This is a genomic window from Flammeovirga sp. OC4 (assembly GCF_000812565.1).
Classification (GTDB): Bacteria; Bacteroidota; Bacteroidia; order Cytophagales; family Flammeovirgaceae; genus Flammeovirga.
On record NZ_JTAM01000001.1, the window covers coordinates 91,318 to 107,291 of the forward strand.

Below are 15,974 nucleotides of genomic sequence, written 5' to 3' on the forward strand. Positions count from 1 at the left end.
TTTCATAAAAACAAAATTTTATTCTGCAATAACATATTAACACCCACAAAAAAGATAATTTCACCACTCTGGTTCTCTACTTTAATTACAAAAACCATTGTTAAATCCAACAAGACGTTATGCATGTTGCTTTTCAGAGTTTCCTATCACAAAACAGCAAACAAAAGAGCTCATTGATACTGATATCTTCAGTTCCAATGAGCTTTTTGAGTTCATGATGAGTTTTTATTGTTGTGACACTTACAACATCGCATTTATCTTATCTAATAAAGTTTGTGTTGAGGTGTAATTTTGTCCATTCTCTTTTGCATATACAATAGATTTTTCAGCTGAAAATTTTGCTTGATCGTACTTTTTCAACTTATAATATAAGTGTGCTTGCGTATCCAAATTAGCGTACCCTTCTTTTAATTCTACAGATCGATTGGCCCAAGTCAGTGCTTTTTTCAAATATTTCTCCCCAACCCTCGATTTAAAAAATTCCCATGCATAAGTATTCAATCGCTGAGATAAATAAGGATCATTTGCTTGTTCATAAATCATAATCACTTTATCAATACTTAAACTAGCATTTTGCCAATCTTTTTTGGAGATATAAAATACTGCATCTAATGAAGGGAAGACTTCTTCGACATTTTCATTACCTAAGGCTTTAATCAATCGATTTTTCTCAGAATTCCATTCGGTCAGTGATGCGGTTTCTTGAATATCATAAAGCGTATTACTTGCTATTTCTTGATACATATCCTTTGCAGTGAAATTATCAAACTGAGACATGATCTTCTCTTCATTTTTTCGAAATACTTTCACTACTTCATCTGATACTTCTGCAACTGAAGTGGCATGAGCAATTAATTTTAAATTCTCTTTGTCATTAAAGTCTTCCTCCTTAAGCATTGCTAGCCACTTATCCAGCAACATTTTTTCTGATGAAGCTGCAGCATAGGCTAATTGTAAATAACTTCTCAACTCATCTTTGGATGGATTGGGAGTTGATTTAACTTTTCGTTCTAAAGTATAAAACTGTTTCGAGGGATCTAATGCATCTTTTCCATATTGAATAAAATCTCTTGGCTCAGCGGCTCCTACCATCTTATGCACTAATTCACCATTAGGATTTAAATATAGCAAAGTTGGAAACGCTTTTACTTCAAACTTTTTTGCAAATTGAACTCCTTCTCCTTTTTCCATATCAATGGCTACAGAAATGTATTGAGCATTGTAAAACTCCCCAACATCTTTATCTGTAAAAACATTCTTTTTAAGGTATTTACAAGGGCCACACCAAGTAGTATAGGCATCAACAAAAATATATTTATTCGTCTTTTTTGCTTCAATTTTAGCGTCTTTCCATGAGCCTTCAAAAAACTCAATACCTTGAGCTTGAGCAAAGAAAAAGGGTATCAGAAGAGAAAAAAGAAATGTTAGCGTAATTTTTTTCATAGGTAAGTATAGTTTGATTTCAAGAATGTATTTTTTTAGATAAAACAAAACCCAAAGCTTCAACTTTGGGTCAAGATTATTTCCGAAATACTTTGATAATTTGACTCATACAATATAGTCAAAATAAATCATGATTAAAACCAAGCACTAAGACTTACAGAGAAGTTTCTACCAGGTTCTGGGATATTCAAAATTCTGTATCGAGAAAGGTGTCTCATATATACATTATCGGTCAGGTTATCTATTCTGAATAATAAATTACCGTAAACATTATTGATTGAAAAACCTGTCCCCATTTTGAAACCAAATGCAGCATATCCTTCCGTCCTTTTCTCGTTACGATCTACCCTATTTTGGGCCTGTACTAATTCAGCATTGAAAGCTACAAAAGGTTTTGAGAAGAAACTGTGATTGATATTCGCTGTATAAGTAATTTCATTTAAGGTCGCCAACGGTGGTATAAATGGAAATGACCTATTTAAATCAGTATTTACAGCATATACATATTCGGTTGCATTTGAGAACTTAAATGATGGAGAAATTTCCCAATCCAACATAAATTCATGACCAAAGAAGTAGCCTGCACTTTCAGTATAACGATAAATCTGCCCTGCATCTGGAAGCGTTGATGCATCTCCGCTAGCTGCTAGGTAGATATAATTCGTGTAATAGTTAAAATAAGGACTAAAAGATACATTTAATTTTTTGGAAGAATAGGAAAGGTTAATATCCCACTGATACCCTTCTTCAGGGTTTAGATCCGGATCTCCTTGTTCATGCCTGAAGGTACCGTGATGTACACCGTTTGCCGCTAACTCGTTTGCCGTTGGTGCTCTAAACGTTTTGGCCACATTAGTATTTGCATTGATTACGTTAAACATCGTCCATTGTAAACCAAAAGACCCAGCGAAATTAAAATAGTCTTTGTTGATTGGTTCTGCTCTCACCCAAGGATTGTCACTACCGGGAGGGTCCTTGAAGAATGTATCTGTAAATTGTTCAGATGCAAAAGATATATAATCAAACCTTAGTCCACCAATTAAATCTAAATTTGAGGCTAATTTATAACCTACAATACCGTAAGCTCCAAACGTATTTTGAAGGTAATCAGGTATTAAAAAGTCATAACCACTTCTTGAATTTTCTTGTAGTTCATAAGAGACACCTACCTCCCATTTATTCTTCTCATTTTCTTTGTCGAAATGGATGTTTGTTGAAACGGTTTGAAGATCAAGAGCATTAGCCACAAACCCTTCCTCACCTACAGGTCTTCCATGACGAGAAGGATCGGAAAGTTCTCTTCTGTCATTGTTCTGATAACCTATATCCATCCAAAGTACACCTCCCCATGTATCCACATGAGAATTTAAAGTAACCATCTGATGAATGATTTCTTGTCTTGGAATTTCGGGGTTCCTTGCATTCCCAAAGCTATCAATCCATGATTGCGTAGGTATACCTGTTGCACCAGGAAATAGACCTACCGTTTGATCAAACATACTATATGATACGCTTGTCACCCATTTTTTACCACTGAAACCAACGGTTCCTTTAATAGAACCAATATTACCTCCTGTATTCGCTAAGAAGCCATTTGTAATTTGATAGACTCCTCCTAAATAATCAAATCGTGTTGCTGGAACTTGGTAATTTCCAAAATCATCATATCCTCCAGAAAGTTGATAAAAGACTTTATTCTTTTGTGCGTTGACTTTAAACTCTCCACCGAAATAGTCATTATTACTTTTGTAGTTTAATATGGCACTTCCTTCTACTTTATTTTCACCAAGAGGTTCTGGTGATTTCATTCTGATCACACCTCCTAATCCATCTGATCCATATTTTAATGTTGCAGCACCTTTAGCGATTTCCACTTCATCTACGGTTGACTGTCCAACAGACAAACCATGATCCATACCCCATTGTTGGTCTTCAAGTTTCACTCCGTCCACACTCACAACAACTCTTGACCCTGCCATTCCTCTCACTGTAGGTTTAGAAATACCCACACCTGTACTGATATAAGAAACACCTGCTGTTTTTGAAAGCGTTTCAGAAATTGTTGTTGCTCTTTGTACTTCTAAATCATACGAACTCACACTTGTGGTATTAAGTCCAGAAAGAGACAACTCATCATGACCGTGGCTATGCACATCTACTTCATCTAACTCCTGTAAAGAGGGCTCTAATGAGATGGTTATTTTTTTACCTGCATTCACTTTTACTTCTTTTTCATCGAAACCTAAAAAGTGAAAACTCAAGACTAAGCTTTTCTTTTGTCTTGTAAAACTAAATTTACCGCCTTTATCCGTTAAGGCTAGTATTTCCTCATTTTCAACGTCTTTAATTGAAACCCCTTCTAATGGAGTCCTTGATTCTGAATCGATTACAACCCCGTTGTAGTTATTATTTTGAGCTGAAATTATTAAAGAAATTAAAAGAAATGAGATGGTTAAAAAGTATTTTTGCAACATGATTGCAAAAATAGAAAAAATAAGAAGATATAAAAACTCAAACCTATCTCTTTAAGGTCTATTTAATTTTCAAATAGACCATTCAATACTAAATCTACTAATGTATTTTTGCCCTTACTTAAAATCAATTAAGTAGCTGATCATAATTAAATATAGATTATAAATGTAGAATGAATCTAAACTTAGGTTTGGTTAAAATACATTTAAGCTATAGATAATTTGAACAGGCACTTATTTAAATACATCCGAAATGTTATCAAAAATCAATCAAACGACTCCCAATCCATCATTTATATTAATTCGCGTTATGCTGGGAGTCGTTTTTCTTTCAGAAGGAATACAAAAATTTTTATATCCCGCTATTAGAGGTGCTGGTCGGTTTGAAAAAATTGGACTTCCACATCATGAGTTTTTAGGTTCATTTGTTGGTTTATGGGAAATTATATGTGGTATATTTCTTCTTTTTGGATTATTTACACGACTTAGTAGTTTAGTCACAACTATTATTATGACAACCGCAATCCTTACTACTAAGCTTGTCATTTTAGACAATGATGGCTTTTGGAGCATGATGCATGCAAGTAGAACAGATTGGTCAATGTTATTGGGAAGTATTTTTCTTTTTGTCAATGGTGGAGGGAAATGGTCTTTGGATATAATCTATCAAAATCGACAAAAAAATCTTTAATGGTTTTAAAAGAAATAAGTAGAAAACATCCTATTCTTCAGGAAATGATGATATGAGAAGGGGATTTAAAATTTTATTTTGAATTATACATTAAAAAACTACACTTTTTATTTCATTCAATAATAAAGACTTACTCTTCCCTTTACATTTTTTTACGAAAATTACCGCTATAGGATTTGCACTTTAAAAGCATACACCCCATATTTGCACTCCGAAATGGCGAGGTAGCTCAGTTGGTTAGAGCGTCGGATTCATAACCCGGAGGTCACGAGTTCAACTCTCGTTCTCGCTACTAAAGCTCAAGGTAAAATTACCTTGGGCTTTTTTTATGCATTTTTTCATCGCTTAATAACTTTCATTTTCCAAGTACTTTTACCTAAAAAACTCAGAACCCTAATTCCACTTCAAAATATATAATCTAATCCTGCTCTTATTTGAATCATATTTTATACATTTGACAAAATTTTGCTAAGAGGTATTTAACTGTCATTGAATACCGCGTTTTTTAACCGAAAAAACACATACTAAATCATGAGTGATCAAGAAACACTAAAGAAAATTGCCCTAAATGATGTTCATGAATCATTAGGTGCTAAAATGGTTCCTTTTGCAGGTTACAACATGCCTGTAAGATACTCGTCTGACCTTGAGGAGCACAAAACAGTACGTAATGGTGTTGGTGTTTTTGATGTTTCACACATGGGTGAATTCTTTTTGAAAGGCCCTAAAGCATTAGATCTAATCCAAAAAGTTTCATCAAATGATGCTTCAAAATTATTTGATGGAAAAGCACAGTATTCATGTCTTCCGAATGAGGATGGTGGTATTGTAGATGATTTAATTATCTACAAAATCAAAGATGAAGAATACATGTTAGTAGTCAATGCTTCCAACATTGAAAAGGACTGGAATTGGATTGCAGAAAGAAATACTGAAGGTGTTGAAATGACAAACGCTTCTGATGAAATTTCTTTATTTGCAGTACAAGGTCCAAAAGCGGCTGAAGCAATGCAATCATTGACTGATGTCAATTTATCAGATATGACTTTCTATACTTTTGAAAAAGGTATGTTTGCAGGTGTTGACAATGTGATTATCTCTGCTACTGGCTACACTGGTGCTGGAGGGTTTGAATTGTATGTTCCTAATAAAGATGCTGAAGAAGTTTGGAAGAAAATTTTCGAAGCAGGTGCAGACTATGACATCAAGCCTATTGGACTAGGTGCAAGAGATACTCTACGCCTTGAAATGGGATACTGCTTGTATGGTAATGACATTGATGACACTACCTCTCCTCTTGAAGCAGGTTTAGGTTGGGTGACTAAATTCACTAAAGACTTCACAAACTCTGAAAACCTTGCCAAACAAAAAGAAGAAGGAGTAACTCGCCGCTTAGTGGGTATTGAGTTAATTGACAGAGGTGTTCCTAGAGGTGGTTACAAAGTAACTACATTAGAAGGAGAAGAAATTGGTCATTTAACTTCAGGTACAATGTCTCCAATGTTAGGTAAAGGTGTGGCATTAGGATACATCAACAGACCTCATACAAAAGCAGGTACTGAAGTGATCATTGAAGTAAGAAATAGAAAACTGAAAGCTGTTGTAAGTAAACTTCCATTCTACAAAGGATAGTTTTATTTCAATACAGTGATACATAAAAAGGGCATTCATTTAAACTAAATGGATGCCCTTAATTTCTTTCACAAGATAAAAAACCGTTCTAGTTAGAAACCTCCAACAATGAACTTGCTTGTCTATCTCCTTTTTTCGTTAATGATGTTTTTGTGCTTTTGTACTCCACTCGAGTATTCTTGATAAAACCTTCTTGTTCTAAATAATGCATGATCTCTTTGATTTCAGCACTATTTGATGAAACGCCTAAATGTTTTGCGATGTCTTCCATTGATTCTCCTGCATTTAAGCAGAGACCCATCAAAAATTTTTGGATTTTTTGCTCTCTAGTCATGGTAGTTATTAAAATGGTTACTAAACGAATAAGAATGTATCTTTAAAAAGTTACATCAAATATACAACTTTGAAACACAAGTGTTTAACCAACACGAATAAGAGCTCTACAATACTTGGAATAATTATTTATTTTACTACAAAATTACAATTCCACTTCTTCCAATGTAATTGTATCTCCAAAAAATTGTCTCATTTTATTCAACGCATTCTCTTTATGTTCAGGTTTCACATGCATAGCAACATTGACAAATGCCCCAGTAAGTGCCACTAAGTCATCTGTAAAACCCACTCCAGGTGCTATATCTGGAATAAGATCCACTGGGAAAATAAAATAACCCAAAGCCCCCATAATCATAAGTTTTGATGAGTTAGGAGTATCTTCGTCCATCATTGTATAAAAAAGAGTTAAGGCATAAAACGACAACTTCATCCCTGCCTTTTGTGAAAACTTCCCTAGTTTCTCCCAAAAACCTTTTTCAGTAAAATGAGAAGAAAATTTTATGATCTCCTCTCCTGCGTATTTTATTATTCCTTTGTAATTCATTATTAACTTTGATTTCGTATAGCTCTTAAATGTACATAATAATACCAATTTTTTTTTTGGCTTCATACTTCTTAAAGTAATGTAGCAAATACTCCATTATTGTACCATTGATAACCTTGTTTCGTAATTTCACTCATAATTACCTCTTTGTATTTCTCTACTGATTTAGGTTTTATCTTTCCATTAATTTTGGAGATTTGAGTGGCAATATTACTTATCGTACAAGGTCGTGACGATTTTCGAAGGTGTTTTTTGATCAGTTGCTGTATGAGTACCACCTCATCATCATTCGTTACTTGTTCAGGTGTTTCTTGAACTTTAATTGAAGCTTCGTGATTCAAACCAAAAAGTTCTAATATATTTTGATTAGTGGTGATAGTATCCGCATCTCTTGCTAAACCGTTTGTATAATTCTTTTGTATTTCAATTAATCCTAACTGTATCAACTTCCTTTTTGCCCTACTGACAACAGAGAGGGAGACATTGAGTTCTTCAGCTACAATTGCGTTAGGTTCAGTAAAAGAATTGTTCAATGTATAAAATTGTAAAATTATAGCTTCCGTAGTATTGATCTTACGCTCTCTAATTAAATCAAATATTAAGCTCATTTGGTCTGTATTTAGTTGTGTCTTATTTGAATATACATAACAACACTGTTTACTTCAATTCATATAGAATTATTTTTCAATATAAATCAATATTTTAAAAGTCTTAATCTATCCTAATTAAAATTAAATTCAATGTCTATATCCAACCGTTTTTTGTCAGTAAGGTATACATAGGTATAGCAAAACTTAATTTTATTAATACAACTAAACAATCAGAAAGATGAAATTCTTGAGACTTAAAATGCTCTCATTAATGTCAATTATGGCATTTTTGACAGCTTGTGATCCTCAAGGTCCTCAATCAGCAGACGACTATGACATCGTCATCACGAATGTATCACCTGAAGCTGATTTCGAAAATAGAAAGACCTTTGGAATGCCCTGGAAAGTAACACACGTTGGTGATACTACTGAAAACGAACTAACTGAGATGGATTTGGTTATTCTTAATACAGTCAAGGAAGAAATGCTTAATAAAAATTGGGAGTTTATTGAAGAAGGTGCTTCAGAACAACCTGATGTTGTTGCTCTTTGCTACTCTGTAACAAAAACCACAGTATATACTTGGTGGAACTGGTGGGGTGGTTACCCTGGCTGGGGATGGGGTCCAGGATGGGGTTACCCATGGTATCCTTATCCAATACAAGGCGTGAGTGCTTATCAGAAAGGTACTATTACTGTAGAATTGGCTGATAACACCCCTACACAATTACCTGCTACTTTAAGTGAAAATGACAGTGTTGCTATACCAATTCTTTGGGAAGGCTTGACAAATGGTTTTACAACCAATGACAAAGATGAACAAAGAAGAGCTGAAAAGAATATTAGACAAATGTTTGAACAATCTCCTTATTTGGATAAATAATTACAATAATAAATCATTATGAAAAAGATTTTTTCAATTTTGGTCACACTTGTAGTTATTTCAAGTGGATCAGTTTTAGCACAAGAAAATATTTTTAGTTTAACCTACAGTATGTCGGCACCTGCTGGCAATACAGCTGGTTTTACTGGAGATGCAAGTTTTAGAGGTGGAAACTTTGATTACAGACACTTTATTAATCCTAATATGAGTGTTGGTTTTTCAGTAGGCTATCACCGCTTCTATGAAAACAAAGGGTTTACAACCCAACCTTTAGGAGATGGTCATATCTCTGGAAACAATTATAGCTATATTAATGAAATTCCATTGATGCTAACTTATCACTACTACTTTGGACTAGAAGGTGGTGTGAGACCTTATGTTGGTGGTGGAATTGGTGCCGCACACTACGAGTACACTGATCAGATTGGATCACTGGCTTGGGTAGATAAGCAATGGCACTTCAATATTGCTCCAGAAGTGGGTGTTTTGGTACCCATCGGACACAGCACTTACTTTACAAGTAATGTCAAATACAATTATGCTGCTGAGGCAAATGGACTGCCTTCACAACAATACTGGAGCCTTAATATAGGTTTTGCTTTTGATTTATAAGAACGTTAGCAACTCATAAATACTAAAAGGTCGATAATTCATTTTATCGGCCTTTTCTCTTTTCTAAATCCTAATACGAAATACCTCTCCTTTATAGTATTTAATTGGAAGTTAATACGGTCTACTCTCAGACGGCTTCATGCATTAATTTTTATATTTTAATGAATAAAAAGTGAAAATTTTTAGACAAGCCTAAAAATAAAGTTATATTTACACCAAGAAGTTGAAACTGGACATTCGAGTCTTCAACTGAAGAACATAAAATCAAAAGGTTTAAGGTTGCGATGGGTATAAAGAATTGGTTAAATACACTCCTTCTAAAAAGAGTGGACCAAAGTATAATAGAAGAAGATGTTTTGAAATACTTGTATAAAAACGAGGAAAAAAATAAAACCTCTAATTTCCAAAGCATTAATAATGAGCTCGTATTTTCTGAAGAACAAATTGACAAGAGTATTCAGCAATTAATTAAAAATCAATCTATTGTCAATTCAAATCAATCACTTTTATTAGAAGAGAAAGGGAGAACTACTGCCATCAAACTGATACGTAGACATAGAATTTATGAAAAATACCTCTCTGAAAAGACAGGTTTCTCAAAAAGTTCATGGCACCATAAAGCTGAAGAAATGGAACATGCCCTTACCGACGAGGAAGTGAACTTAATGTCTAAGGAATTAGGAAACCCTCAATTTGATCCACATGGCGACCCAATTCCAACAAAAGACGGTCAACTACCTAAATTAAAAGGAATTACCCTATCAAAAATAGAACATAATTGCACTGTAAAAGTTTTACATATAGAGGATGAACCCAAAAGAGTTTATAAATCTATCATCAAACAAGGACTGCATATTGGTTCCATCATGACCATCAATTTTACATCTTCTGTTTACGCTACTGAAGGGCATGCATTGAATTTCAATAAAAAAGACCTTGAAAACATTACGGTACAAGTGCTGAAAGAAGAAGAAGAAATACCAAAAGGAATTGTTAGGCTATCCCTCCTCAAAAAAGGAGAGAAAGCAGTCATTACAGGGCTTTCTTCTGAATGTAGAGGTATCAACAGAAGGAGATTATTAGATCTTGGGTTTGTAAAAGGCTCAAAGATCAGCATCAACATGGTAAGTCCTCTGTCAGATCCTACCGCTTATTTAATTAGAGAAACGCTAATTGCACTTCGAAAAGAACAAACAGACATGATATTAATTAAAAAGATTAATAATGATGCAGAATAATACACCAAGTGCCTGCGAATCATGTGCTCATAATCCCAATACAAGCTTAAAACGTTTGGGAGTTGAGGTTGAAAATACAGATTATGTAATCGCACTCGCGGGAAATCCGAATACAGGAAAAAGTACTGTTTTTAATAATCTAACAGGTTTAAAACAACATACAGGTAACTGGCCAGGGAAAACAGTAGGAAGAGCTGAAGGCGGTTTTATGTTCAATGACAACAGTTATAAGATCATTGACCTTCCTGGTACATATTCCTTGATGTCTACTTCTGAAGATGAAGAAATTGCAAGAAATTTTATTCTCTTTGGTAAGCCAGATGTTACCATCATTGTAGTGGATGCTGGACGTTTGGAAAGAAACCTGAACCTTGTATTGCAAATCTTAGAAATTACAGACAAGGCTGTACTCTGTCTTAATTTAATTGATGAAGCAAAGCGTCATGATATTACTGTAGACGAACGTACGCTTTCAAAAGATTTGGGTATACCAGTGGTGGCTACTTCTGCTATTAGAAATGTAGGAATACAAGAACTGCTAAAAACAGTGGACGATGTGGCGAAAGGGAAAATCAAATGTACTCCCCACAGAATTAAAAATGTCCCTAAAGAGATAGACAAAAAAGTATCTAAGATTCAAGCTTCGATTGAAAGCCTTTATCCGGGATTACCGAATGCAAGATGGATTGCATTTCGACTGTTAGACGGTGATGAAGATATAATAAAAGCAATTGAAGAAGGGGAATTTATAAACGACAAATAAAGCAACGATGGATAAGGATAGTGCCATTAAATCACTTTTAGAAGAGGCTGCTGAAACAAGATGGGAAATTGGGCAAGAGTTTCATGATAAGCTTTCTGAAAGTATCTATCAAAATGCAGCACATATTGCTGATAGAACTGTTATAAAAGAAGGACAGAAAGAGAATTTCAATATAGATAGAACCATAGACAGTATTGTGACGAGTCCTATTTGGGGCTTTCCCATTATGTTTTGTGTTTTGGCAGTAGTACTATGGCTTACAATTATTGGGTCTAACTACCCTTCTCAATTTTTAGCTTTTTTACTACTCGATAATGCCTATGAATGGTTAAGAGCGTTTGCTATTGATCTTGGTACACCTTGGTGGTTAAACGGATTTCTAATTGATGGCGTTTTTCTTTCATTAGCGTGGGTGATTTCAGTAATGCTCCCTCCTATGGCAATCTTCTTTCCTCTTTTTACAATTCTAGAGGATTTGGGGTATTTGCCTCGTATAGCATTTAACTTAGATGCACTTTTCAGAAAGTCAGGAGCACATGGTAAACAAGCTTTGACCATGAGTATGGGTTTTGGGTGTAATGCAGCTGGCGTAATTGCCACAAGGATCATTGACAGTCCAAGAGAAAGATTAATTGCGATTATCACCAACAACTTTTCCCTTTGTAATGGACGTTGGCCTACACAAATACTTTTAGGCACCATCTTTATTGGACAAATGGTTCCTGATTCGTATCAGAGTTTAGTGTCTACTGCAAGTGTTATTGGAGTTGCGTTACTTGGAATAGGACTTACATTTGCTTCTTCATGGGCACTTTCTAAAACATTTTTAAAAGGTGAGGTTTCTTCATTTACTTTAGAATTACCGCCCTACAGAAAACCAAGAATTCTACAAACCATCTACACTTCACTAATCGATAGAACATTAATTGTACTTTGGAGGGCATGTGTATTTGCGGCTCCTGCTGGTGCGGTAATTTGGTTAGTATGTAATATCACAATCGGTGACACTTCTATTGCCAATCATCTTATTTACTTGATGGATAATTTTGGGTTATTGATAGGTTTAAATGGTGTTATTCTTTTGGCTTATGTCTTAGCAATTCCTGCCAATGAAATTGTAATCCCTACTATTTTAATGCTGACGGTGATGACCGCTCCAATTACAGGATATGGTTCTGGTGATGGAGTAATGTTTGAATTAGATTCATTGGGTAACACACACGAGGTACTAGTCGCCGGAGGGTGGACACTTCTCACTGCCATTAATGTGATGCTATTCTCTCTGATTCACAATCCTTGTAGTACTACTATTTACACTATTTACAAAGAAACCAACAGTGTTCGATGGACTACTCTAGCTTCTATCGGGCCAGTGATCTTAGGATTTATAGTTTGTTTTGTGGTAGCTCAGGTTTATTATATGTTATAACTGAAAACTTAATTATATATCATTGAAAGTCCAGAACTTCTGTTTTGGGCTTTTTTTATTCACCAATTTATTTTACGGTGTTACAACTACATTGTAAAATCAATGACCATCAACTTTCAATAGAACTTTCTACAAGTAATTATAGGATCTATTTTCAAATTTCCTTCTTCTTTATTTTTGTTTTGAAACAAAAACAAAAATAATTCAAGGCTTAGAAGTTAAAAGCTAAATTCCATTTCTCTCGCCTATTGAAAGGATAACTCGATCAAAACTTCATCGTTTTGAGATGCTCAAACAGCAAAATCATTTCTAACGGCTCACTTCATGAAATTCTTCACACTTTTCCCTTCAAGGCTAATGGTGATACTACTAAACGATTCTCTAATTACGGATCAATTAAAAACCTTGTCACAAAAAAAGGATACAAAACCAATTAATGTCTTGTATCCCTTTTGATCAAAATGAATCTAAAGATTAATCTTCATCCTCTTCCTCATCATCTGATTTTTTATCTTGAACTTGATCATCTCTACTTGCTTCAGCAATAGAGTCTCTCATCGTTGTATCAGCTTGAAGGTTTTTCAACTTGTAATAATCCATAATTCCAAGATTACCACTTCTGAATGCCTCTGCAATTGCTAATGGCACCTCTGCTTCTGCTTCAATTACTTTTGCTCTTGACTGTTGTGTCTTCGCTTTCATTTCTTGCTCTACAGCAACGGCCATTGCTCTTCTTTCCTCTGCTTTTGCTTCTGCTACTTTTAAGTCGGCATCTGCTTGATCGATTTGAAGTTTTGCCCCAATGTTGTCTCCAACATCAACGTCAGCAATATCAATCGATAAGATTTCGAAGGCTGTCCCTGAGTCCAAACCTTTTTCTAATACTAATCTTGAAATTTTATCTGGATTTTCTAATACCTCTTTATGAGATAATGACGAACCAATTGATGTTACAATACCTTCACCTACTCTGGCTAAGATCGTTTCCTCACCTGCACCACCAACTAACTGAGCAATATTAGCTCTTACTGTAACTCTTGCTTTAGCGACCAATTGTATACCATCTTGAGCTACAGCAGAAACGTTAGGTGTATTGATAACTTGTGGGTTTACTGAAATTTGAACCGCTTCAAATACATCTCTACCTGCTAAATCAACAGCAGCAGCTTGTTTGAATGATAATGGAATGTTGGCTTTGTCAGCAGAAATTAATGCTTTGATTACAGAAGGCACATGACCACCTGCTAGATAATGTGTTTCTAAATCCGAAGTATTTAAATCTAATCCAGCTTTAGTTGCAGTAATTAATGAGTTGACGATAACTTTTGGTGGCACTTTTCTAATTCTCATCGTGACTAAACTTATTAAGCTTATTCTAACATTTGAGAATATGGCTGTAATCCAAAGGTTTACAGGAACAAAGTACAATAACGTAAAGAAACCTGCTATCCCTAAAACCAATAATCCTGCGATAATAGTTAAGTTCATTAATTATTTAATGTTTATATAAATGAAAAAATTAATACTTATTGGAAAGATAATACAAAAAAATGAGTGTTTTTATGCTAAATATCAACTTTTTCTTTCTAGAATATTTTGCATATTTGTGGATTAAACATTTAAACGTAAAAAAAGACTTAATGATTAATATGTTTTTAAAACTTCGACTTCCATCGGAGATTTTTTACGTCTAAAATAAATTTATTACTAACCAAAATTTAAAATTGTGAATAAGGCAACTTCAACAGGCCACCCTAAAGGGCTTTACACTTTGTTCGCCACAGAATTCTGGGAGCGCTTTAGCTACTACGGAATGCGTGGTTTCTTCGTCCTTTACCTAACTGCAACCTTAATGAATGGCGGTTTCGGGCTTGAAAAAACTGGAGCTTACGAAATCTATGGTATTTTTACTGCTCTTGTATACGTCACTCCTATCTTAGGTGGTATTCTTGCTGACAAACTTATTGGTCAAAGGAAATCAATCTACATTGGTGCACTACTTATGGCATTAGGCCAGTTTACTATGGCAGCTTCAGTTCGTTATGGATTAGGTGAATTAGTAACAGCTAGACAACTTTCTTTATACTTAGGACTTGGTTTACTTATTATCGGTAATGGTTTCTTCAAGCCAAACATTTCTACAATGGTTGGTGGTTTATATAGTTCAGATGACCCTAATAAAGACGGGGGTTTCACAATCTTCTATATGGGTATCAACTTAGGTGCATTCGTAACAAACTTCGTAGGTGGTTCATTAGCTGAAAACGTAGGTTGGGAATATGGGTTTATTGCAGCAGGTGTCGGTATGATTGCTTCGACAATTTGGTTCTTCTTTAGAGAAACTTCTATTGTAAGTGGTGAAACAGGTCATGCTGTTGGTATGGCTCCTAAAGATGACCCTGCATCTAAATTCAAATTAAATCAAAAAGACTGGATGCAAATCCTAGTTTATGTTGGTGTTTTAGCGGTAATTACATACGCTACTGTTTGGGCATTAGTAAATGTAGATGCTGATATCATAAACACTATTGTTCAAATTATTGCAGCAGGTGGCATTGGATACTTAGCCATAACTATTTTTCAAAATACTTCTGGTGGTACTGAATGGAGCCGTGTAGGTGTTATTTTAGCACTTGCCGTTTTCAATGTAATTTTCTGGTCAGGTTTTGAACAAGCAGGTACTTCTTTCAATACTTTTGCCAATGAATATACAGAAAGAGCACTTGTAAACTTAGGTTTTTCAGCTTCAATTTTAGGATCTTTATCAGATTCAATTAATTCTATATTTAACTCAGAAGTTGATTTGGCTTCAGCTAAGATTCCCGCATCATGGTTCCAATCCATCAACGCAGTATTTATCATTATCTTAGCTCCAATTTTCACAATCATGTGGACAAGGCTTTCTGAAGCTAAGTTAAACCCTAGAACTCCAGTTAAATTTGCTTTATCATTAGTATTCTTAGGTGTTGGTTTTGGTATTATGGCATTAGCTAATGATACTTACACAGAATCAAAAATGCTAATCTCTCCATTGTGGTTAGTGATGGTATACTTTTTCCACACTGTTGGTGAACTATTCATGTCACCAATTGGATTATCAATGATTACAAAATTATCTCCAGCCAAAATCGTATCAGTAATGATGGGTCTTTGGATGGGTTCTATTGCTTTGGGTAACTATTTAGCTGCACAAATGACAGCTATTTCTCAAAGCTATGGTTTTGATACATTCTACTTCATTACAGTATACGCATTAATTGCGGCAGCTGTAGCGTTTGCTGTATCACCAATCTTAAACAAGATGATGAAAGGTATTCACTAAGAGTATACCTTCTACATAAA

The 15,974-nt window shown here is 34.7% G+C and carries 14 protein-coding genes and 1 tRNA gene; 9 read left to right on the plus strand and 6 right to left on the minus strand.

What is annotated here, in order from left to right; translation table 11 throughout:
* Nucleotides 1-240: 240 nt before the first annotated feature.
* Both PL77_RS00380 and PL77_RS00385 read right to left on the minus strand, forming a co-directional pair.
* Nucleotides 241-1,443 (minus strand): thioredoxin family protein, encoded by a 1,203-nt coding sequence (locus tag PL77_RS00380; RefSeq protein ID WP_044200567.1) that lies wholly within the window; start codon nt 1,441-1,443, stop codon nt 241-243.
* 134 nt (nt 1,444-1,577) lie between these two features.
* Nucleotides 1,578-3,917 carry a TonB-dependent receptor domain-containing protein gene (locus PL77_RS00385; protein WP_044200569.1) on the minus strand — a complete coding sequence of 780 codons (2,340 nt, stop codon included), beginning with the start codon at nt 3,915-3,917 and terminating at the stop codon, nt 1,578-1,580.
* Between the two features lie 250 nt (nt 3,918-4,167).
* Here PL77_RS00385 and PL77_RS00390 point away from each other — a divergent pair, with 250 nt between their 5' ends.
* From PL77_RS00390 to gcvT, 3 genes are all read left to right on the plus strand, one after another.
* The gene (locus tag PL77_RS00390) at nt 4,168-4,605 is read left to right on the plus strand and encodes a DoxX family protein (RefSeq protein WP_044200572.1); all 438 of its coding nucleotides are present in this window, start codon (nt 4,168-4,170) and stop codon (nt 4,603-4,605) included.
* A 218-nt stretch (nt 4,606-4,823) separates the two neighbouring features.
* A tRNA-Met gene (locus tag PL77_RS00395) sits at nt 4,824-4,897 on the plus strand.
* Nucleotides 4,898-5,136: 239 nt separating this feature from the next.
* Nucleotides 5,137-6,237: a glycine cleavage system aminomethyltransferase GcvT gene (gene gcvT / locus PL77_RS00400; RefSeq protein WP_044200574.1), complete on the plus strand. Its 1,101-nt coding sequence runs from the start codon at nt 5,137-5,139 to the stop codon at nt 6,235-6,237.
* Nucleotides 6,238-6,325: 88 nt separating this feature from the next.
* Here the strand turns inward: gcvT and PL77_RS00405 are convergent, their stop codons facing one another.
* The 3 genes from PL77_RS00405 to PL77_RS00415 all read right to left on the minus strand — a co-directional run bounded on the left by PL77_RS00405 (nt 6,326) and on the right by PL77_RS00415 (nt 7,725).
* Complete coding sequence (locus PL77_RS00405) at nt 6,326-6,571, minus strand: hypothetical protein (protein ID WP_044200576.1); 246 nt, start codon at nt 6,569-6,571, stop codon at nt 6,326-6,328.
* A gap of 144 nt (nt 6,572-6,715) precedes the next feature.
* A complete protein-coding gene (locus tag PL77_RS00410; RefSeq protein WP_044200983.1) occupies nt 6,716-7,117 on the minus strand; it encodes a YkvA family protein in 402 nt (133 codons plus the stop codon).
* Nucleotides 7,118-7,188: 71 nt separating this feature from the next.
* Nucleotides 7,189-7,725: a hypothetical protein gene (locus tag PL77_RS00415; protein WP_044200577.1), complete on the minus strand. Its 537-nt coding sequence runs from the start codon at nt 7,723-7,725 to the stop codon at nt 7,189-7,191.
* A 220-nt stretch (nt 7,726-7,945) separates the two neighbouring features.
* Here PL77_RS00415 and PL77_RS00420 point away from each other — a divergent pair, with 220 nt between their 5' ends.
* From PL77_RS00420 to PL77_RS32260, 5 genes are all read left to right on the plus strand, one after another.
* Nucleotides 7,946-8,590: a DUF4136 domain-containing protein gene (locus PL77_RS00420; RefSeq protein WP_082026335.1), complete on the plus strand. Its 645-nt coding sequence runs from the start codon at nt 7,946-7,948 to the stop codon at nt 8,588-8,590.
* A gap of 18 nt (nt 8,591-8,608) precedes the next feature.
* On the plus strand, nt 8,609-9,202 hold the full coding sequence (locus PL77_RS00425) for an OmpW family outer membrane protein (protein ID WP_044200580.1): 594 nt from the start codon (nt 8,609-8,611) through the stop codon (nt 9,200-9,202).
* Nucleotides 9,203-9,486: 284 nt separating this feature from the next.
* The gene (locus PL77_RS00430) at nt 9,487-10,440 is read left to right on the plus strand and encodes a metal-dependent transcriptional regulator (RefSeq protein ID WP_052444056.1); all 954 of its coding nucleotides are present in this window, start codon (nt 9,487-9,489) and stop codon (nt 10,438-10,440) included.
* On the plus strand, nt 10,427-11,203 hold the full coding sequence (locus PL77_RS32255; RefSeq protein WP_216595866.1) for a FeoB small GTPase domain-containing protein: 777 nt from the start codon (nt 10,427-10,429) through the stop codon (nt 11,201-11,203). Before PL77_RS00430 ends, PL77_RS32255 begins: the two co-directional genes overlap by 14 nt.
* Before the next feature lie 7 nt (nt 11,204-11,210).
* Nucleotides 11,211-12,632 (plus strand): nucleoside recognition domain-containing protein, encoded by a 1,422-nt coding sequence (locus tag PL77_RS32260; RefSeq protein ID WP_044200583.1) that lies wholly within the window; start codon nt 11,211-11,213, stop codon nt 12,630-12,632.
* Nucleotides 12,633-13,106: 474 nt separating this feature from the next.
* On the opposite strand, the gene floA is transcribed toward PL77_RS32260, so the two are convergent.
* Nucleotides 13,107-14,120, minus strand: coding sequence for a flotillin-like protein FloA (gene floA / locus PL77_RS00445; protein WP_044200585.1), 1,014 nt, complete (start codon nt 14,118-14,120; stop codon nt 13,107-13,109).
* 238 nt (nt 14,121-14,358) lie between these two features.
* Between floA and PL77_RS00450 the strand changes: the two genes are divergently transcribed.
* Nucleotides 14,359-15,954, plus strand: a complete 1,596-nt coding sequence (locus tag PL77_RS00450) for a peptide MFS transporter (protein ID WP_044200587.1) — start codon at nt 14,359-14,361, stop codon at nt 15,952-15,954.
* The last annotated feature ends 20 nt before the right edge of the window (nt 15,955-15,974 follow it).

What these genes read in the sequence shown, in the direction of transcription:
- PL77_RS00380 (WP_044200567.1), bottom strand. Translation starts at nt 1,443, where the DNA reads ATGAAAAAAATTACGCTAACATTTCTTTTTTCTCTTCTGATACCCTTT.
- PL77_RS00385 (WP_044200569.1), bottom strand. Translation starts at nt 3,917, where the DNA reads ATGTTGCAAAAATACTTTTTAACCATCTCATTTCTTTTAATTTCTTTA.
- PL77_RS00390 (WP_044200572.1), top strand. Translation starts at nt 4,168, where the DNA reads ATGTTATCAAAAATCAATCAAACGACTCCCAATCCATCATTTATATTA.
- gcvT (WP_044200574.1), top strand. Translation starts at nt 5,137, where the DNA reads ATGAGTGATCAAGAAACACTAAAGAAAATTGCCCTAAATGATGTTCAT.
- PL77_RS00405 (WP_044200576.1), bottom strand. Translation starts at nt 6,571, where the DNA reads ATGACTAGAGAGCAAAAAATCCAAAAATTTTTGATGGGTCTCTGCTTA.
- PL77_RS00410 (WP_044200983.1), bottom strand. Translation starts at nt 7,117, where the DNA reads ATGAATTACAAAGGAATAATAAAATACGCAGGAGAGGAGATCATAAAA.
- PL77_RS00415 (WP_044200577.1), bottom strand. Translation starts at nt 7,725, where the DNA reads ATGAGCTTAATATTTGATTTAATTAGAGAGCGTAAGATCAATACTACG.
- PL77_RS00420 (WP_082026335.1), top strand. Translation starts at nt 7,946, where the DNA reads ATGAAATTCTTGAGACTTAAAATGCTCTCATTAATGTCAATTATGGCA.
- PL77_RS00425 (WP_044200580.1), top strand. Translation starts at nt 8,609, where the DNA reads ATGAAAAAGATTTTTTCAATTTTGGTCACACTTGTAGTTATTTCAAGT.
- PL77_RS00430 (WP_052444056.1), top strand. Translation starts at nt 9,487, where the DNA reads ATGGGTATAAAGAATTGGTTAAATACACTCCTTCTAAAAAGAGTGGAC.
- PL77_RS32255 (WP_216595866.1), top strand. Translation starts at nt 10,427, where the DNA reads ATGATGCAGAATAATACACCAAGTGCCTGCGAATCATGTGCTCATAAT.
- PL77_RS32260 (WP_044200583.1), top strand. Translation starts at nt 11,211, where the DNA reads ATGGATAAGGATAGTGCCATTAAATCACTTTTAGAAGAGGCTGCTGAA.
- floA (WP_044200585.1), bottom strand. Translation starts at nt 14,120, where the DNA reads ATGAACTTAACTATTATCGCAGGATTATTGGTTTTAGGGATAGCAGGT.